Below are 17446 nucleotides of genomic sequence, written 5' to 3'. Positions count from 1 at the left end.
TTATCCTTCATTTTCTAATATGAGTTTTTTAAGAACAGCCATTCTAATGGCCACTCCATTTTTAACTTGTTTTAAAACTAAAGTTCTTTCATCACTCATCATTTCATCGCTTATGTCAATATTGCGATTTACAGGGCCTGGATGTAGTAAAATAAGCTTTTTATCTTTTACCAAGCTTTTTTGAATACAAAAATCATTTGCATAGTCTTTAAGTGAAGCATAAACGGTTTTATTATGTCTTTCTGTTTGTGTTCTAAGACTCATGATAATATCTGAATTTGCTATGATATTCTCATCAAGCTTATAATGTTTTTTAAGATGGGTATTAGGCATAAAATGTGGTGGAGCTACTAGGGTAATATCAAGATTAAATCTGCTTAAAAGTTCTATATTGGACGCTGCAACGCGGGAATTTTTGATATCACCTACGATGCAAATTTTCTTACCTTCGACATCGCCTTGAAAATGATTATAAATAGTGAATAAATCTAGCAAAGCTTGGGTAGGATGGGCGTGTTTTCCATCTCCTCCATTAACAACTGGACAATGCATATGCTTTGCCAATATCAAAGGAACTCCTGAGTTTGCGTGTCTTATAACAATAGCATTAGGACTCATCGCATCTAAATTAGCAGCAGTATCATAAAGAGTTTCTCCTTTGCTAGAGCTTGATCTTGAAACATCAAGGCGTAAAACCCTAGCACCTAATCTTCTTGCAGCGCTTTCAAAAGATGAAAGGGTGCGTGTAGAGTTTTCAAAAAAAATTGTCGTGATACTTTTTCCTTTAAGAAAAGTTCTAGGTTTTTCATCTAAGAAATCACTTGCTTCTTTAAAAAGCTCCATAATTTCGACTTTATTAAAATCCTTTGTAGTGATGAGATGACGCATACTTTTACCTTATTTGATATTATAATTTAATTCATTTTTAGAACAAATTGCTGTAAAAAGAACATCTGTAGAACTGTTTAAAGCAGTTTCAACACTATCTTGAATAATCCCTATAATAAAACCTATGGCAACTACCTTCATAGCAATATCATAGTCTATATTAAATAAAGAACAAGCCAAAGGTATAAGCAGTAAGGATCCACCCGCAACTCCGCTAGCCCCGCAAGCTGCAAAGGTGGCAATAATGCTTAATAAAAGGGCTTGCAAAAGACTGATTTCTATACCAACGGTATTGGCTGCAGTAAGACTTAAAATAGCTATAGTAACTGCCGCTCCTGCCATGTTGATAGTAGCTCCTAAAGGTATAGAAATGCCATAAAATTCTTTATCTATGCCAAGTTTGGCGCAAAGTGCCATATTAACAGGGATATTTGCTGCCGAACTTCTTGTGAAAAAAGCAAAAAATGCACTGTGTCTTAAGCAGATAAAAATCAAAGGAAAAGGATTTTTTCTTGTATAAAAAAAAACTATTAAGGCATTGATAACAAAAGTAACAAAAAGCATAGTAGCTACAAGTAAAAATAAAAGTTTTATATAGCTTAGTAAGCCTTGTGCTCCTGTTTGTACTACAGAATTAGCCACAAGTCCAAAAATTCCAAAAGGAGCAAGTTTTACTACAAATTTAACAATTTTCAAAACCCCTTCATTGATATCTATAAAAACTTGTTTTGCTTCGTTAGAGCAGTGTTTTAATGCTATGCCTCCAGCTATTGCCCAGGTTAAAATTCCTAAATAATTCCCACTTGAAAGAGCATTTATAGGATTATCGACAATTTTAAATAAAAGATCTTTAAAAATCTCACTCATGTGGGTTGGAGATGAGTTTGTAGCAGTTTGAACTCCATCTAAAACAAGCTTTATAGGGAAGAAAAAATTAGCAAGAACCGCACAAGCTGAAGCAAGAAAGGTACCTACTATATACAAAATAATAATATTTTTGATCTTAGCACCACTTTGAGAAAAATCTTTAGTGCAAATTGAGGTTAAAATTAAAATAAAAACAAGCATAGGAGCGATAGCTTTTAAGGCGCTTGTAAAAAGTATTCCGAGTAAATTTGCAATTTCAGATATTTCTTTAGAACTAATGCCTATAAGTATTCCTAGTACTATACCTATGCAAATTTGAACTATGAGGTTGCCTTTAGCGTAGCTTTGAATGATTTTAGAAAACATAAAAACCTTTTAAATATTTTTTATATCAGAAGTTGATTTTAGCTAATTTTTGCTTAATTTTAGAGAATTTTTAATTTATCAAGCTTTGATAAGTTTATTTGGATACAATTGTGGTTCATTTTAAATGAAAGGACTTTTTATGTATCTATTCACTTCAGAAGTCGTAAGTGCAGGTCATCCAGACAAGTGCGCTGATATAATCGCTGATACGATAGTGGATATACTCTTGAAAAATGACAAAAATTCAAGGGTGGCGAGTGAGGTTTTTGTCGCAGGAAATAAGGTTGTGATAGGAGGCGAAGTTAAGTCAAATCACAAACTTAGTAAAGCTGATTACGATAATTTAGTTAAAGATGTTTTAAAAAACATTGGTTATGATGGGGCAGGGCATTTTAACAAAGAGCAGTGTTTGCATCCTGATGAAGTTGATGTTATGGTGTTTTTAAATGAACAAAGCCCTGATATCAATCAAGGTGTTGATCAAGAAGATGGCGAAACAGGGGCAGGTGATCAAGGCATTATGTTTGGTTTTGCAAGTTGTGAGGCTGAAGAATACATGCCAGCAGCCATTAGCTATGCAAGAATGCTATGTGATAAAGTCTACGCTTATGCAAAAGCAAATCCACACGAACTTGGCGTGGATATTAAAACTCAAGTAACTATTGATTATGGCACTAAGGCGAATTTTGAAAATTGCAAACCGCAAAGTATTCATACTATAGTAGTTTCTGCGCCTTGTGTTGAAAGTATGAAAATAGAAGATTTAAGATCTTTGGTGATGAAACTTATCTTAGATAGTAATTTACCAAAAGAACTTTTTGACCCTAATAAGACTAGAATTTTAATCAATCCAACTGGTAAATATATTAATCATTCTTCTTTACATGATAGTGGTTTAACAGGAAGAAAACTTATAGTAGATAGTTTTGGAGGTTATTCTCCAATAGGTGGTGGCGCACAATCGAGCAAAGATTATACTAAAGTTGATAGAAGTGGACTTTATGCAGGTAGATGGCTAGCTAAAAATATAGTTGCAGCAGGGCTTGCTAAAAAATGTATTGTTCAACTTAGTTATGCTATAGGTGTTGCAAAACCTACTTCGGTAAGTGTGGATTGTATGGGCACAAATACCAGTGTAAATGATGATGTTTTAAGTGATTTTGTTATGCAAAACTTCTCTTTAACGCCAAATTGGATCCGTGATAAATTTCATCTGGATAAACCAAGTAAAGAAACTTTTCTTTATGCGGATGTAGCGGCTCGTGGGCAAGTAGGACAAAAGGACTATCCTTGGGAACAACTTGATGCTCTAGAACAGTTTAAAAAGCTGCTTTAAAAAATTAACAATATTATACAAGCTTAAATAAGGCTTGTATAATTATAAAGAATTAATGAAGTTGTATTAATTTTTGACTTAGAGGGATATTTTTCAATATCCCCCATAAATATAAAAGTTAGGAAGGAAGCTAAATTAATTTAGCTTTGGGGTAAAAACCCCTCTAAGTCAAAATATTATTTGACAGAATTATAATATAAAATAACTTAAATTACTTTAAAATTAAAATTTTAATATTATTTTTTATCATTAAATATTTCTTTGGATAAATTTTTTCCAATCTTTACTTAAAAGCTTTTTAGGGAGTATAACTATATTCTCTTTACCATTTGTAGCATGATAAACACTAACCCCATATTTACTTGCATAAAATTTCATTAAGAGTTGTTGGAGTTTGTATTCGCTGCTATTATTAAACCAAGCATTGTTGCTTAGAGCTATAATAATTTGTGAATTTTGATAGTTTTGTTCTTTGGTAGCTTCATAACAAATTGCATTTGTAATAATTTGATTGTCTAATTTATATTTGCTTTGTATAGGACCTTGGGAAAATTCTTCAATATTTTTAAGAAAATATTTTTTTATTAAGTCTTTAAAAAATGGAATTTCTTCACCAAAGGGAACTAAAAAATGCTTATTTAAAATATAGACATTGCCTTTTTTAAAGATATACGTGCTATTGTAAGTATGCTCTTTTTCAGTATAAAATGCTCCCGTAATAATGGTAATTTTATAAGATAATTCTTTAAGCATAAGTTCATATTTGGTATTTTTTAAATCAAAAGCAAAAGCGGTTTCAGGCAAGATTACAAGTTCTTTTTTTTCATTTATAGCTTGAAATATATCTTGAATTAGGATATCAGAATTTGATTTTAAATTTTCTTGTAAAAATTTTTGATCTTGAGAGATATTAGTATTGATGAGTTTGTAGTTTAAATTAAGAGTTTGAGCTTGTTTTTCATTATATTGAAATCCACTAAAGAATAAAACAAGAACAATTGCTATTTTATAATATCTTGATATATAACCCTCATAGATGAAATATGCTATTAAAAATATGCAAATAATACCACGATAACTTGGGTCAAAAAAACCATAAACTGTAAAAATTCCCCAATTAAGCCAATCAAATCCTAAAGGATGGATAAAACTTATGCAAAAAATTCCACAAAGTCTTAAAAAATCAAATTTTAATAAATAACATAATCTAAAAAGTAGTCCATAAATAAAACCAATGATAATTGGTATAATTGGTACTAAATAGTTTAGATTAAAATAAATTGAAGATAAACCAATCCACCAAAACCAAAGAATCCCTACAAAAAAACCTATCCAAAAATATTGTTTAGAATTTTTACTTTTTAGAAGTAAAACTAACCCGTAAATAGCTAAAAATGGGCTAATGGTTTGTGTAAAAATATTTTCAAAAAATGATAGATAAATAGAATTTGAAAGTAAAATTGCAATAAAAAAGACTTTTATTATTTTAAAAATGATAGAATTAGTGTTTAATTTTTTTGGAATAAAGGAAAAATATGGCAGAAAATTCAATTTTAACTTCATTATTACCTCTTGTAGTGTTATTTGCAATTTTTTATTTCTTGGTGATCAGACCGCAACAAAAACAAGCAAAAGCACATAAACAAATGCTTGAGTCTTTGCAAAAAGGAGATAAAATCATCACTAATGGCGGACTTATTTGTGAAGTCGTAAAACCAGAGGAGGATTTTATCAAAGTTAAGCTTAATGAAGACAATGTTACTGCAAAAATTTCAAGAGAATTTATAGCAAAGAAAATTGATGCGTAATTCTAAAATCAATTATCGCTTGATTATTTTTATAGCGGTATTTATTTTTGGAGTGGCTTTTTCACTCCCTTCTTTTTTGCAGTCAGAACGTGGTGTGAAGATTAATTTAGGGCTTGATTTGCAAGGTGGGCTTTATATGCTCTTAGGTGTAGATAATGAAGAAGCTGTAAAATCTAAAATAAAATCAATTGCATCTTCATTGAGTTATTCTTTTAATAAAGAAAATATTTTAAATGACGGCTTAAATACCCATGATGATATTTTAGAATTTACTTTGCTTGATAATGCGGATATTGCAAAAGTTGAAAATTTGCTTAAAGAAATAAAAGGAATTAATATACAAAGTGAAAATATGCACTATAAAATTTCTTTTACCTCAGAAGAAGTAAAAAATATAGAAAATTTTGCACTTTTGCAAGCAGTTGAAACCATAAGAAATAGGCTTGATCAATTTGGTTTAGCAGAGCCAACAGTTGCTAAACAAGGTAATGATAAGATTTTGGTTGAACTTGCAGGGATTAAAACCAAAGAAGATGAACTAAGAGCAAAAGAACGCATCACAAAAGCAGCACATTTACAACTTATGGAAGTTGATGATTCTAAAATGGGTCAAGCTTCCACAATGAGCGACGCTGAGGCTGCGAGTTATGGACTGATTTTAGTGCCTGATTCTAGAAATCCAAATTTAAAATATACCTTAAAAAGTATACCTATTTTAGATGGATCTATGCTTACTGATGCTAGAGTAGGGATTAGTGATAAGAGTAATTATCCTGTGATTAATTTTACTTTAAATGCCGAGGGTTCTAAAAAATTTGCTGATTATACAGGAGCAAATGTTGGAAAGCGTCTTGCTATTGTACTTGATAATAAAGTATATTCTGCTCCATCTATCAATGAACGCATAGGCGGAGGTAGTGGGCAAATCAGTGGAGCTTTTACTCAAGAAGAAGCACGCGATGTGGCGGTAGCTTTAAGAAGTGGAGCTTTGCTTGCGCCTGTAAAATTACTTGAACAAAGAAGCATAGGACCATCTTTAGGTGCTGATAGTATTAAAATGAGTATGATAGCCTTAATCGGTGCATCGGTTTTTATTGTAGTATTTATGATGATGTATTACGGTGTGGCAGGAATTTTTGCAAATATTGCAATGCTAGTTAATGTTTTGGTAGTAGTTGCTGTTATGGCTATGTTTGGAGCAACTTTAACTTTACCAGGGATGGCAGGACTTGTTTTAACTGTGGGTATGGCAGTAGATGCAAATGTGATTATCAATGAGCGTATACGAGAACTCTTGCGAGATGGAGTAAATATAAGAGTTAGTATAGAACAAGGTTATAAAAATGCTATGAGTGCGATTATAGATTCAAATATCACTTCTTTAGTTACTTCGGTAGCACTTTATGCCTATGGAACAGGAGCAGTTAAAGGTTTTGCTGTGACTTTGGGAATTGGTATCGTTGTTTCTATGATTACAGCTATTTTAGGAACTCACGGAATGTTTGATTATTTTATGCAACGCATAGAAAAAAATAATAATACAAGATTTTGGTTTGGCTATAGGAGAAGATAATGCAGTTTTTTAGCGAAAAGAAAATTTATGATTTTATGAGAATGCGTTTTGCTGCTATTTCCCTTTCTTTTATTTTGTTTTTTGGTTCTATTTATTTACTTTGGGATAGGGGTTTACAATATGGCATTGATTTTAGCGGAGGAACTTTAGTTCAGCTTAAATATGAAAATGCAGCTCCTATAACGCAAATTCGAGAAATTTTAGAAAATCAAGGAACTTTTCAAAATTTATCTGTAACTGAGTTTGGAAGCAATGAAGAAGTAACTATACGCTTTTTAGGAAGTAATGATAATGTAAGCAATGATATAGGCGAGCATATAAGCACTCTTTTAAAGGATACGGGAAAATTTGAGGTGCGTCGTGCTGATGTGGTAGGACCAAAAGTAGGTGATGAACTTAGAAATAAAGGACTTATGGCTATAGCTGTATCTTTGATAGCAATTTTAATTTATATAGCGTTGCGTTTTGAGTGGCGTTTTGCTCTTGCGGCTATAATCAGTGAAATTCATGATGTTGTGATTACTTTAGGAGCAATTTCTTTATTTAAAATTGATGTCAATTTAGATACTTTGGCTGCTGTTTTAACTGTGCTTGGATACTCTTTGAATGATACAATTATTATTTTTGATAGAATCAGAGAAGGTATTAAAACAAGTAAAAAAACCGAACTTGCACCTATTATTAATGAAAGTGTTTCAGCAACTTTATCAAGAACGGTTTTAACTTCAGGGTTGACTTTAGCAACCGTTGTGATACTTTATTTCTTTGGCGGGGAAATGATACAAGGATTTTCTTTGGCTTTAATTGTAGGTATTATAGCGGGAACTTTAAGCTCTATCTTTGTTGCAAGTCCGACATTATTATGGTTTAAATTTAGTGTGCTTGAGTTTAGAAATAAAGAAATTGAAAAAGCAAAAAGAAAACAAGATAAAGAACGCAATCGTGCAATGTATGAAAAAGGAACTGTGTAAGGAGAATTTATGGCTTATGAAGCAAGTTTAATAGAAAAAAAATGGCAAAAAATTTGGGATGAAAATGAATATTTTGAGCCAAAAGATGACTTAAATTTGCCTAAAAAATATATTTTATCGATGTTTCCTTATCCTAGTGGACGCATTCATATGGGGCATGTAAGAAATTATACTATAGGTGATGCTTTGGCAAGATATTATCGCAAGATAGGTTTTAATGTTTTACATCCTATAGGTTTTGATAGTTTTGGCATGCCTGCTGAAAATGCAGCTATTAAACATAAAATTCATCCTAAGTCATGGACTTATGAAAATATAGCTTATATGAAAAAAGAACTTTTTTCTTTAGGTTTTTCTTTTTCTAAAAAAAGAATGCTTGCTACTTCAGATCCACTTTATACAAAATTTGAGCAAGAATTTTTTATTAAGATGTTTGAAAAAGGTTTGATTTACACTAAAGAAGCAAATGTAAATTGGTGTGAACAAGATCAAACGGTTTTGGCTAATGAGCAAGTTGAAGACGGAAAATGTTGGCGTTGTGGTCATGAAGTGGTGCAGAAAAAAATGCCAGGTTATTATGTAAAAATCACTGCTTATGCTGAGGAACTTTTAAAAGATTTAGAAGAATTAAAAGATAAATGGCCTAATCAAGTTTTAACTATGCAAGAAAATTGGATTGGTAAAAGCGAAGGTTTGGAATTTTCTTTAAATTTAGACGAAGAAAGCAAGCAAAAAACCAAAGAAAGTTCTTTAGAAGTTTTTACTACAAGAGCAGATACAATTTATGGAGTTTCGTATATCGCTTTAGCTCCAGAACATAAAATTGTTCAAAATTTGCTTTCGCAAAATTTATTAAATCAAGATGTATTAAATAAAATCAAAACTATTCAAAATCAAAGCCCAAGAGAAAGACAAAGTTCTGAAAAAGAAGGTTATTTTCTAGGAATTTATGCCATTCATCCTTTAAGCGGAGAAAAAATTCCTTTGTGGGTGGCTAATTTTGTCTTGGCTGATTATGGTAGTGGAGCGGTTATGGCTGTTCCAGCTCATGATGAAAGAGATTTTGAATTTGCAACAAAATATAATCTTGCCATCAAACAAGTTATTCAAACTCAAGAAAATTTACCTTATACGCAAAAATCAGGAAAATTAATTAATAGCCAAGAGTTTGATAATCTTGATTGTAATGAGGCAAGATTAAAAATCATTTCTCAGTTTGAAGCTAAAAATATAGGAAAAAGGGTTGTAAATTTTAAAATTCGTGATTGGGGTGTTTCACGCCAAAGATATTGGGGTGCGCCTATTCCTATGATTAAATGTCAAATTTGTGGTATAGTGCCTCAAAAACTAGAAAATTTACCTATTATCTTACCTGAAGATGTGCAAATTACAGGTGAGGGTAATCCACTTGATAAACATCCAACTTGGAAAAATTGTATTTGTCCTAAATGTGGCAAAGAGGCTCAAAAAGAAAGTGATACTTTAGATACTTTTTTTGAAAGTTCTTGGTATTTTGCACGTTTTGCAAGTGATGAGAGAACTTGGCAGGAAAAAGCTTTAGATGAAAAAAGTGTAAAGTATTGGATGAGTGTGGATCAATATATAGGTGGTATTGAACATGCAATCTTGCATTTACTTTATGCGAGATTTTTCCAAAAAGCTTTAAGAGACTTGGGTTATTTAACACAAAATGAACCTTTTGATAGACTTTTAACTCAGGGTATGGTGTTAAAAGATGGTGCTAAAATGTCAAAATCAAAAGGCAATGTTGTAGATCCTGATGAGATTATAGAAAAATACGGTGCTGATACCGCAAGACTTTTTATACTTTTTGCTGCGCCTCCGGCTAAAGAGCTTGAATGGAATGATGATGCGGTTGAAGGGGCTTATAGATTTATTTGCAAACTCTATGATAGGGCGCAAAATGTTAAAAAAGGTGAGCTTGTAGAATTAAAACAAGAAAATTTAAATAAAGAAGAAAAATATGCAAGATTAAAGGTATATGAAGCTTTGAAAAAATCTTTTGAAGTTTATCATCAAAGTTTTGCTTTCAATACTTTAATTGCAGCTTGCATGGAAGCTTTAAATGCTTTAGCGCTTTGCAAAAATGAAGCTTTGGAGCAAGAGGCTTTTTATATTATTTTAAATATTTTAGAGCCTATTATTCCTCATGTTTGTTTTGAGCTTAGCGAGGAGCTTTTTAAATGTAAAAATTTCAAAAAATTAGAACTTAAAGAAGAGGTTTTTGTAAAAGATACTTTAAATTTAGCTGTAAGTATTAATGGTAAAAAAAGGGCTGAATTTGAAATTTCAAGTAGTGCGAGTAAAGAAGAAATTTTAGCTTTTGCAAAAGAAAATACTGCTAAATGGCTTGAAGGTAAGAGTATAGTTAAAGAAATTTATGTGGAAGGAAAGCTAGTTAATCTAGTGATTAAATGAAAAAGATTTTAATTTTTTGTATAGGTTTATTTTTAGGTGCTTGTGGATATGTTCCTACATCAAAAATCGCTAATAATATTTTCGATGAGAAGGTTTATGTTAATGTTGAATTAAGTCAACAAGACCCAAAAAATAGTATCTATGTTGCCGATACTTTAAAAGAAATGGTAATTTCAAAATTAGGGCGTAAACTTGCTTTAAAACACGAGGCAGATGATGTAATCAATGTTAAAATGAATAATTTAGAATTTATTCCTTTAGCTTATGATAAAAATGGCTATGTCATTAGTTATAAAGCTAAATTAAATTTAGATTTTAATGTTGTCTTTAAAGATGGTTCAAGTCAGGCTTTTAGTACAAGTGGAAGTTATAATTTTGAAATTTCTCCAAATAGTATTATTAGTGATTCTGCAAGGTATGAGGCTATTCGAGCAGCTTCAAGCGAGGCATTTGATGAGTTTATTTCCGTAATTGCTATTAAAGGGCAAAAACGTGATTCCAAATACTAATGAAATAGCAAAGCAAACTTTAATTGCGTTAAAAGAAAGAAAACTAAAACCAACTCCTGAAAATTATACGGAAATTTTTGAAGAATTATCTTTAAAATATGGTATCACAAGCTCAAATAAAGCTAAACTTGACAAATACAAAACCTTGCTTTTACCGATTTATCAACAAGAATTAAATTCTAAATCTATAAGAAGTTTAGAAGAACTAATTAGTTTTTTAATTTCTGTTTTAAATAGACAAAGCGGAAAACAATTTAGTGAATTTTTTGATTTTTTATATACTATATCTAAAATTTTGCAAATAAGCAAGGATAAAAAGATAAGAGATTTGGCTAAGGTGACTTCGATTAGAATTTCTAAAACTATGGATAGTGAAAGTATTTACTTGCTTACTAAAAAATGGAAAGAGCTTGAAAGAAATTACGATGAAAATGACTTAGAAGAACAAGTTCGTAAATATGGCATTAGCAAATATGATGATTATGATAGCGTGATTAAAAAACTCTTAGTTAAACTTGAAGAGCGTAGTTATGAGCACTTTAGTGAATTATTATGCTTAGGTTTAAATCCTTCATTGGTGGAAGATTTAAAAATTCAAGGTTTTATACAAAATTTAACACAAAAGCCTTTTGCAATAGGCGAAGAAAATTTTAAGAACGAACTAATGGAATTTATAAATCATCGTATAATGGTTGATAATATGTATGTCCAAAAAAATTTAATTTTTTTTAATGATAATCTAAAAAAAATCTATGAATTGATTATCTTGCTTAATAAATCGAATGAAAAAAATATGGATTTTATCAATACCTTAAAACCAGATGAAAATGGGGAAGTAAAACTTAGTTTTGAGGATTTAAAACTAAAATTTAAACAACTTGGAGAAAAAATTACATCTTTAAATAATCAAATTGAATTCACGCAAAGCTTAGAGGAGAGAGAGGCTTGGAGTGTTCTTAAAGAGCTTGATAAAATGGATGAAAATTTTAATAAGTATAAAGTTAATTATTCTTTAGCTTTATTTTCTATAGTAAATTACCGTTTCATTATGGAAAAATATGGTATGGGAAGTTTGAATGAAATTTTTGTTCGATTTAAAAAAATTTTAAAAGATTCTTGTAGTGAATTTGATGAACTGTGGATGATAGATGAAAAGAGTTATTTGATTGTTTCACCAGGAAAAAGCAAAGATGAAATTACACAGCTTGTAAATACAAATCTTAAAACTATAGAAAATTTTAGATTTATTTATAAGCAAGATATTATAACTCCCAAAATTCATGTGGCTTATCTTGATAAGCAAAGTAAGCCAAGTATTAATATTTTAGATGAGTTAATAAAGCAAATTGCAGCGGTTAATGAACAATATAATGAAAGTTGAGAATTTTTTAGCTCAAAAAAGTATAAATTACGATAAAATTGATCGTTTTTTGATGTTTAGAATGTATGAAAAATATAAGAAATATTTTAAAAATATTCCTATAATCCAACTTATAGGCACAAATGGTAAAGGTAGCACGGGTAGATATTTAACCCAACTTTTAGAAAATTTAAATTATAAAATAGGACATTATACTAGCCCGCATATTTTCAGTTTTAATGAAAGATTTTATCTTGATGGTAAGATTGCAAATGATGAAGAATTAGAACAAGCTCATATAAGACTTGAAGAAATTTTTAAACAAGACTTGCAAAAATTAAGTTATTTCGAATATGCTACTTTTTTAGCTATGATTTTATTTCAAAAATGCGATTTCATTGTTTTAGAAGCAGGGGTGGGTGGAGAATATGATGCTACTTCTGTTTTTGAAAGAAGAATGAATATTTTTACAAGAATTGGATTTGACCATGTTCAAATTTTGGGTAATTCTTTAGAAGATATTGCAAGAACCAAGCTTAAAATTATGGCACCTATAGCACTTATAAGTGATGAGCAAGAGCAAAATGTTTTAAACTTAGCAAAAAAAATTGCTTTTTTAAAAAAAGCTGATTTGCAAGTTTCTTCCTTAAATCCTTTTTTGAAAGAAAATTTTGAGATTTATTGTAAAAAGTTTGTTTTACCTTGTTTTTTAAAGCATAATTTAAAGCTTGCATTAAAGGCTTGTGAAATTTTAACTTCGCAAGAAAAAACCTTAGAAGCTTTAAAAAAGTTACAAGAGTTAAATTTACAAGGAAGATGCCAAGAAATTTCTCCAAATTTTTTTGTTGATGTGGGTCATAATCCCATGGCTGCTAAGGCTATGCTTGATAAATTTCAAGGAGAAAAAATAAATCTTATTTATAATGCTTATTTGGATAAGGATATTTTTCAAATTTTAAATGCATTAAAGCCTATTATTGATACAATACAAATATATAAATATAAAAGTGCAGAACGAAAGCTGGCTGATGATGAAATTTATAGTATTGCATCAAAGCTAGGCATACAATGTAAAGAATTTGTAAAATTAGAAGAAAATAAAAAAAATCTAGTTTTTGGCTCTTTTATGCTGGTAGAAAATTTTTTAAAGGAGTGGTGTGGTAAAAAATAAATTCACTATTACCATTACAGATATTAACGGTTCAAGACATTTTTATTTAAATCAAATAATCAAAAAAATAGTTTTTTATACTATTGCTTTTATTGTTTTATTTTTAGTTTTTAGTGGTTTTTATATCAAATATCTCGATAGCAAACTTAGTGATATCAGTGAAAAGCGTGAGGAGCTTTTGAAAAAAAGCAAAGAATTGGAATTATCTAATTCGCAAATGCAAAAAAGCATAGAAGAAAAAACTCAGCAGTATGCAGCTATAGAAGATAAAATAGCTTCTTTTGAAGAGGCTTTGGGCTTAGAAGCAGAAAATAATCTTACAATTAGTGCAAGACTTGATAATCTTCAGCTTACCAATGAGCAGCAGCTTGGAATTTTGGGGCAAATTCCTAATGGATGGCCTATTGAAAATAAAGGCATTACAGGAAATTTTGGCTGGAGAGAGCATCCGCTTTTAAAAAGAAGGGAATTTCATCCTGGTATTGATTTAAGAGCAGAAATTGGTACTCCTATTTATGCACCAGCAAGTGGAGTAGTGGAATTTTCAGGTTATAGTGATAATGGCTATGGCTATAATGTAATTTTATTGCATAATTTTGGTTTTAAAACAGTATTTGCTCATATGATGCGCAAAGAAGTAGTCAAAGCAGGTCAATTTGTTAGCAAGGGGCAGTTGATAGGTTATAGTGGCAATACAGGTCTTTCTACGGGACCGCATTTGCACTATGAGGTAAGGTTTATTAATAAAACTTTAGAACCTTTGTATTTTTTAAATTTGCAAAGAAAAAATATGAATGATTTTTTTAATCAAGAAAGGAGAGTTCCATGGCAATCTTTAATAAAGGCGGTATCAGCCCAACATCCAGTCCTAGCTCAGAAACAACAGTAATTTCTTCAGGTGCGAGAATTGAGGGTAAATTTTATTTTGCTTCTATGCTTCATGTCGATGGAGAGTTAAGTGGTATTATTCATTCTGAAAGCATTGTAGTTATCGGAAAAAATGGAAATTTAAAAGGTGAATTACAAGCAGATAAAATTGTAGTAAATGGGTATTTTGAAGGGCAACTTGAGGCCAATAGTTTAGAAATTTTAGCGGGCGGAGTTGTTAATGGCGATATTTCAACGCAAAAAATTTCTATAGAAAATGGCGGTCGCTTTAATGGAACTAGTAAAATTAAAGAAGATACTATCAAACTTATTGAAAATAACAACGAAGAATAATGCAAGCTTCATTTTATGAATACCTACAAAATCCAAAAATTTGTGAACTTTTGCTTTGTAAAGATGAAAAACAAGCAGATTTGCTCGCTCAAGTTTCACGATTTAAGGGTTTAAAAACCTTTGTTTTACCTGATTTTAGAGCGCAGTTTGGAGATGATTTAAGGGCTTTTTCTAAAGAACTTTTTGATCTTTGTAAGATTTTAAATGCTTATCATAAAGAAGAAGAAAAAAAAATCCTTATTTCTCCTTTAAATACTGTTTTAAAAAAACTTCCTTCAAAAAAACATTTACAAAATTATCATATCGATAAAAAACAAAATTTTGATTTGAAATGTTTTGAAGATAAAATTTCAAGATTAGGATACGAATTTGTAGATATAGTTCAGGATAAAGGTGAAATTTCAATTCGTGCGGATATTATTGATATTTTTTGTATCAATGAAGAAAATCCTATTAGAATTTTACTTTTTGGTGAAGAGATTGAAAGTATAAGATATTTTGATTTGCAAAGTCAAAAGTCTATCCCTAATGAACTGGAATATTTTGAAATTTGTCCTTTTTTAAAATATTTTGACAAAGAAAATTATGAAATTTTTAAGGACAAATTAGAAGATTTTCAAAGCGATACTTTAATACATGATATTAATTCTTTAGGGTTTTGGTGTATTGATGATTTTTTTGATTATTTAGAACTTGATTTTTTAGCTTGTGAAGAGTTTGGTATTAATGAATATGAAAAAGATATAAGTTTTGTGAATGTAAAAATTTTACCTCAAGCTAAAAAATTTAAAGAATTGCAAAGTTCTTACAATAAAGATTTTTTTGAATTTCATAAAAATAAAAAAATCACACTTTTAGCTAAAAACGAAGCTTTGTTTAAAGCTTTAGAGCTTGAAGATACTCAAAATATCCATTTTGTAAAAAGTGATTTAAGGCTTAATCTTATTAGTCCTGAAGAGCTAATCATTTCTTTAAATCAAAAAGAAAAACAAAAAACAAGAAAAAAAGCTAGTTTGATTATAGATGAGCTTAAAAATGGGGATTATATAGTACACGAAGATTATGGGGTAGGTAAATTTTTAGGTCTTGAGATGATAGTGATAAGCGGAGCAAAAAAAGAGTTTGTTGCTATAGAGTATCAAAATTTTGATAAGCTTTTATTACCAGTGGAAAATCTCTATTTGATTGATAAATATTTGGGCGTGAGTGGATCTATTCCAAGTTTAGATAAACTAGGTAAAACAAGTTTTATTAAGCTTAAAGAAAAATTAAAAACTAAACTTTTAGCCATAGCTTCTGAAATTGTTATTATGGCCGCTAAAAGATCTTTGATGCAAGCAAAAAAAATCACAGTGGATTTAAATAGACAAGCTGATTTTATAGCTAGTGCAGGTTTTATTTATACAAGCGATCAAGATAAAGCCTGTCATGAAATTTTGCAAGATTTTCAAAGTGGAAAAGTCATGGATAGGCTTTTAAGCGGTGATGTGGGTTTTGGAAAAACTGAAGTTGCTATGAATGCTATTTATCCAGTGGTTAAAAGTGGATTTTGCGCATTTTTATTTGCACCCACAACTTTGCTTTCTCATCAGCATTATAAAACCTTAAAAAAGCGTTTTGATCCTTTTGATATAAAGGTTTTTAAACTTGATCGCTTTACAAGTAGTGCAGAAAAAAAACAAGTTTTACAAAATTTAAAAGAAAATAAAGCTTGTGTAGTTGTAGGAACTCATGCTCTTTTAAGTGTAGAATGTGAAAATTTAGCTCTTGTTATTATCGATGAAGAGCATAAATTTGGAGTGAAGCAAAAAGAAAAACTTAAGGAAATCACTCAAAATTCACATATTTTATCTATGTCAGCAACCCCTATACCAAGAAGCTTAAATCAAGCTTTAAGTTCTATAAAATCTTATAGTGTTTTACAAACTCCACCAGAAGATAGAATGGATGTAAGAACCTTTGTTAAAGAAAATGATGACGCACTTTTAAAAGAAGCTATAGCAAGAGAGTTAAGACGTGGCGGGCAAATTTTTTATATTCATAATCATATTGCAAGCATAGAGCAGTGTAAAAAGCATTTATTAGAACTTTTTTCTACTTTGCGTATTTTGATTTTGCATTCTAAAATCGATTCCAAGGTGCAAGAAGAAGAAATGTTAAAATTTGAAAACAAAGAATATGATTTGCTTTTAAGTACTTCTATAGTAGAAAGTGGGATTGATTTACCTAATGCAAATACTATTATAGTAGAAAAAAGCGATCGTTTTGGTATGGCTGATCTACACCAATTGCGTGGGCGTGTGGGAAGAAGTGATAAGCAAGGTTATTGTTATTTTTTAATCGAAGATAAAAATGCTATTACAAAGGATGCTTTAAAGCGTCTTGTTTCTTTAGAAAGTAATTCTTTTTTAGGAGCAGGTTCTGTTTTGGCTTATCATGATCTTGAAATTCGTGGCGGCGGAAATTTATTAGGCGTGGATCAAAGTGGACATATCGAGCAAATTGGATATAGTTTATATCTTAAAATGTTAGAAGATGAACTTAATGCTTTAAGTAAAAATGAAGTGGATCAAAAAGAAAATAAACTTGATTTAAAACTCAATGTTAATGCCTTTTTAAATAGTGATCTTATCAGTGAAGATCGCCTAAGATTAGAACTTTATAGAAGACTTAGTAAGTGTGAGCAAGTTCATGAGGTTTATGAGATCGAAGGTGAAATTGAAGATCGCTTTGGAAAACTTGACATTTATACTAAGCAATTTTTATCTTTGATTATTATTAAAATTTTAGCTTTAAATAAATTTAAAAGTATTAGCAATTATGAGCAAAATATTCAATTTACTGCTTTAAATGATGAAAAAGAACTCATCAAAGCAAAAAGCAAAGACGATGATGATATTTTAGAGGCAATTTTAACGCATTTAAGAAAGGTTTAAA

The 17446-nt window shown here is 30.2% G+C and carries 13 protein-coding genes and 1 pseudogene; 11 read left to right on the top strand and 3 right to left on the bottom strand.

Annotation, left to right across the window (positions count from 1 at the left end):
• On the bottom strand, nt 1-888 hold the full coding sequence (locus AJ930_RS01990; protein WP_052857573.1) for an aspartate carbamoyltransferase catalytic subunit: 888 nt from the start codon (nt 886-888) through the stop codon (nt 1-3).
• A gap of 9 nt (nt 889-897) precedes the next feature.
• Nucleotides 898-2121, bottom strand: a complete 1224-nt coding sequence (gene sstT / locus AJ930_RS01985) for a serine/threonine transporter SstT (protein WP_070274757.1) — start codon at nt 2119-2121, stop codon at nt 898-900.
• Nucleotides 2122-2260: 139 nt separating this feature from the next.
• Here sstT and metK point away from each other — a divergent pair, with 139 nt between their 5' ends.
• Nucleotides 2261-3457, top strand: coding sequence for a methionine adenosyltransferase (metK, locus tag AJ930_RS01980; RefSeq protein ID WP_002861817.1), 1197 nt, complete (start codon nt 2261-2263; stop codon nt 3455-3457).
• Between the two features lie 236 nt (nt 3458-3693).
• On the opposite strand, the pseudogene AJ930_RS01975 reads toward metK, so the two are convergent.
• Nucleotides 3694-5020: pseudogene (locus AJ930_RS01975) on the bottom strand (apolipoprotein N-acyltransferase).
• Between AJ930_RS01975 and yajC the strand changes: the two are divergent.
• Genes yajC through AJ930_RS01925 form a run of 10 tightly spaced genes read left to right on the top strand, consistent with a single transcriptional unit; the run spans nt 4993 to nt 17445 of the window.
• The gene (yajC, locus tag AJ930_RS01970) at nt 4993-5265 is read left to right on the top strand and encodes a preprotein translocase subunit YajC (RefSeq protein WP_002786346.1); all 273 of its coding nucleotides are present in this window, start codon (nt 4993-4995) and stop codon (nt 5263-5265) included. The pseudogene AJ930_RS01975 and the gene yajC sit on opposite strands and share 28 nt — an antisense overlap.
• Nucleotides 5258-6838 (top strand): protein translocase subunit SecD, encoded by a 1581-nt coding sequence (gene secD / locus AJ930_RS01965; RefSeq protein ID WP_070240191.1) that lies wholly within the window; start codon nt 5258-5260, stop codon nt 6836-6838. The genes yajC and secD overlap by 8 nt, the downstream gene beginning before the upstream one ends.
• Nucleotides 6838-7809, top strand: coding sequence for a protein translocase subunit SecF (gene secF / locus AJ930_RS01960; RefSeq protein WP_002858025.1), 972 nt, complete (start codon nt 6838-6840; stop codon nt 7807-7809). Before secD ends, secF begins: the two co-directional genes overlap by 1 nt.
• Nucleotides 7810-7818: 9 nt before the next feature.
• A complete protein-coding gene (gene leuS, locus AJ930_RS01955) occupies nt 7819-10248 on the top strand; it encodes a leucine--tRNA ligase (protein WP_002880809.1) in 2430 nt (809 codons plus the stop codon).
• Complete coding sequence (gene lptE, locus AJ930_RS01950) at nt 10245-10757, top strand: LPS assembly lipoprotein LptE (RefSeq protein ID WP_002860199.1); 513 nt, start codon at nt 10245-10247, stop codon at nt 10755-10757. Before leuS ends, lptE begins: the two co-directional genes overlap by 4 nt.
• Nucleotides 10741-12138, top strand: coding sequence for a hypothetical protein (locus AJ930_RS01945; RefSeq protein WP_070274756.1), 1398 nt, complete (start codon nt 10741-10743; stop codon nt 12136-12138). The genes lptE and AJ930_RS01945 overlap by 17 nt, the downstream gene beginning before the upstream one ends.
• Nucleotides 12104-13288 (top strand): folylpolyglutamate synthase/dihydrofolate synthase family protein, encoded by a 1185-nt coding sequence (locus tag AJ930_RS01940; RefSeq protein ID WP_083263146.1) that lies wholly within the window; start codon nt 12104-12106, stop codon nt 13286-13288. The genes AJ930_RS01945 and AJ930_RS01940 overlap by 35 nt, the downstream gene beginning before the upstream one ends.
• Nucleotides 13275-14177, top strand: a complete 903-nt coding sequence (locus AJ930_RS01935) for a M23 family metallopeptidase (RefSeq protein ID WP_002861810.1) — start codon at nt 13275-13277, stop codon at nt 14175-14177. The genes AJ930_RS01940 and AJ930_RS01935 overlap by 14 nt, the downstream gene beginning before the upstream one ends.
• Nucleotides 14114-14509, top strand: coding sequence for a bactofilin family protein (locus AJ930_RS01930; protein ID WP_002861809.1), 396 nt, complete (start codon nt 14114-14116; stop codon nt 14507-14509). The genes AJ930_RS01935 and AJ930_RS01930 overlap by 64 nt, the downstream gene beginning before the upstream one ends.
• On the top strand, nt 14509-17445 hold the full coding sequence (locus AJ930_RS01925; protein WP_070274754.1) for a DEAD/DEAH box helicase: 2937 nt from the start codon (nt 14509-14511) through the stop codon (nt 17443-17445). The genes AJ930_RS01930 and AJ930_RS01925 overlap by 1 nt, the downstream gene beginning before the upstream one ends.
• Nucleotide 17446: the final 1 nt, after the last annotated feature.

The organism is Campylobacter sp. BCW_6871 (assembly GCF_001762325.1).
Classification (GTDB): domain Bacteria; phylum Campylobacterota; class Campylobacteria; order Campylobacterales; family Campylobacteraceae; genus Campylobacter_D; species Campylobacter_D jejuni.
This window is presented reverse-complemented; position numbering and strand designations above follow the sequence as displayed.

Coding starts and splice junctions, on each gene's coding strand:
- sstT (WP_070274757.1), bottom strand. CDS start 2,121: ATGTTTTCTAAAATCATTCAAAGCTACGCTAAAGGCAACCTCATAGTT.
- secD (WP_070240191.1), top strand. CDS start 5,258: ATGCGTAATTCTAAAATCAATTATCGCTTGATTATTTTTATAGCGGTA.
- AJ930_RS01925 (WP_070274754.1), top strand. CDS start 14,509: ATGCAAGCTTCATTTTATGAATACCTACAAAATCCAAAAATTTGTGAA.
- AJ930_RS01990 (WP_052857573.1), bottom strand. CDS start 888: ATGCGTCATCTCATCACTACAAAGGATTTTAATAAAGTCGAAATTATG.
- AJ930_RS01930 (WP_002861809.1), top strand. CDS start 14,114: ATGGCAATCTTTAATAAAGGCGGTATCAGCCCAACATCCAGTCCTAGC.
- leuS (WP_002880809.1), top strand. CDS start 7,819: ATGGCTTATGAAGCAAGTTTAATAGAAAAAAAATGGCAAAAAATTTGG.
- lptE (WP_002860199.1), top strand. CDS start 10,245: ATGAAAAAGATTTTAATTTTTTGTATAGGTTTATTTTTAGGTGCTTGT.
- metK (WP_002861817.1), top strand. CDS start 2,261: ATGTATCTATTCACTTCAGAAGTCGTAAGTGCAGGTCATCCAGACAAG.
- yajC (WP_002786346.1), top strand. CDS start 4,993: ATGGCAGAAAATTCAATTTTAACTTCATTATTACCTCTTGTAGTGTTA.
- secF (WP_002858025.1), top strand. CDS start 6,838: ATGCAGTTTTTTAGCGAAAAGAAAATTTATGATTTTATGAGAATGCGT.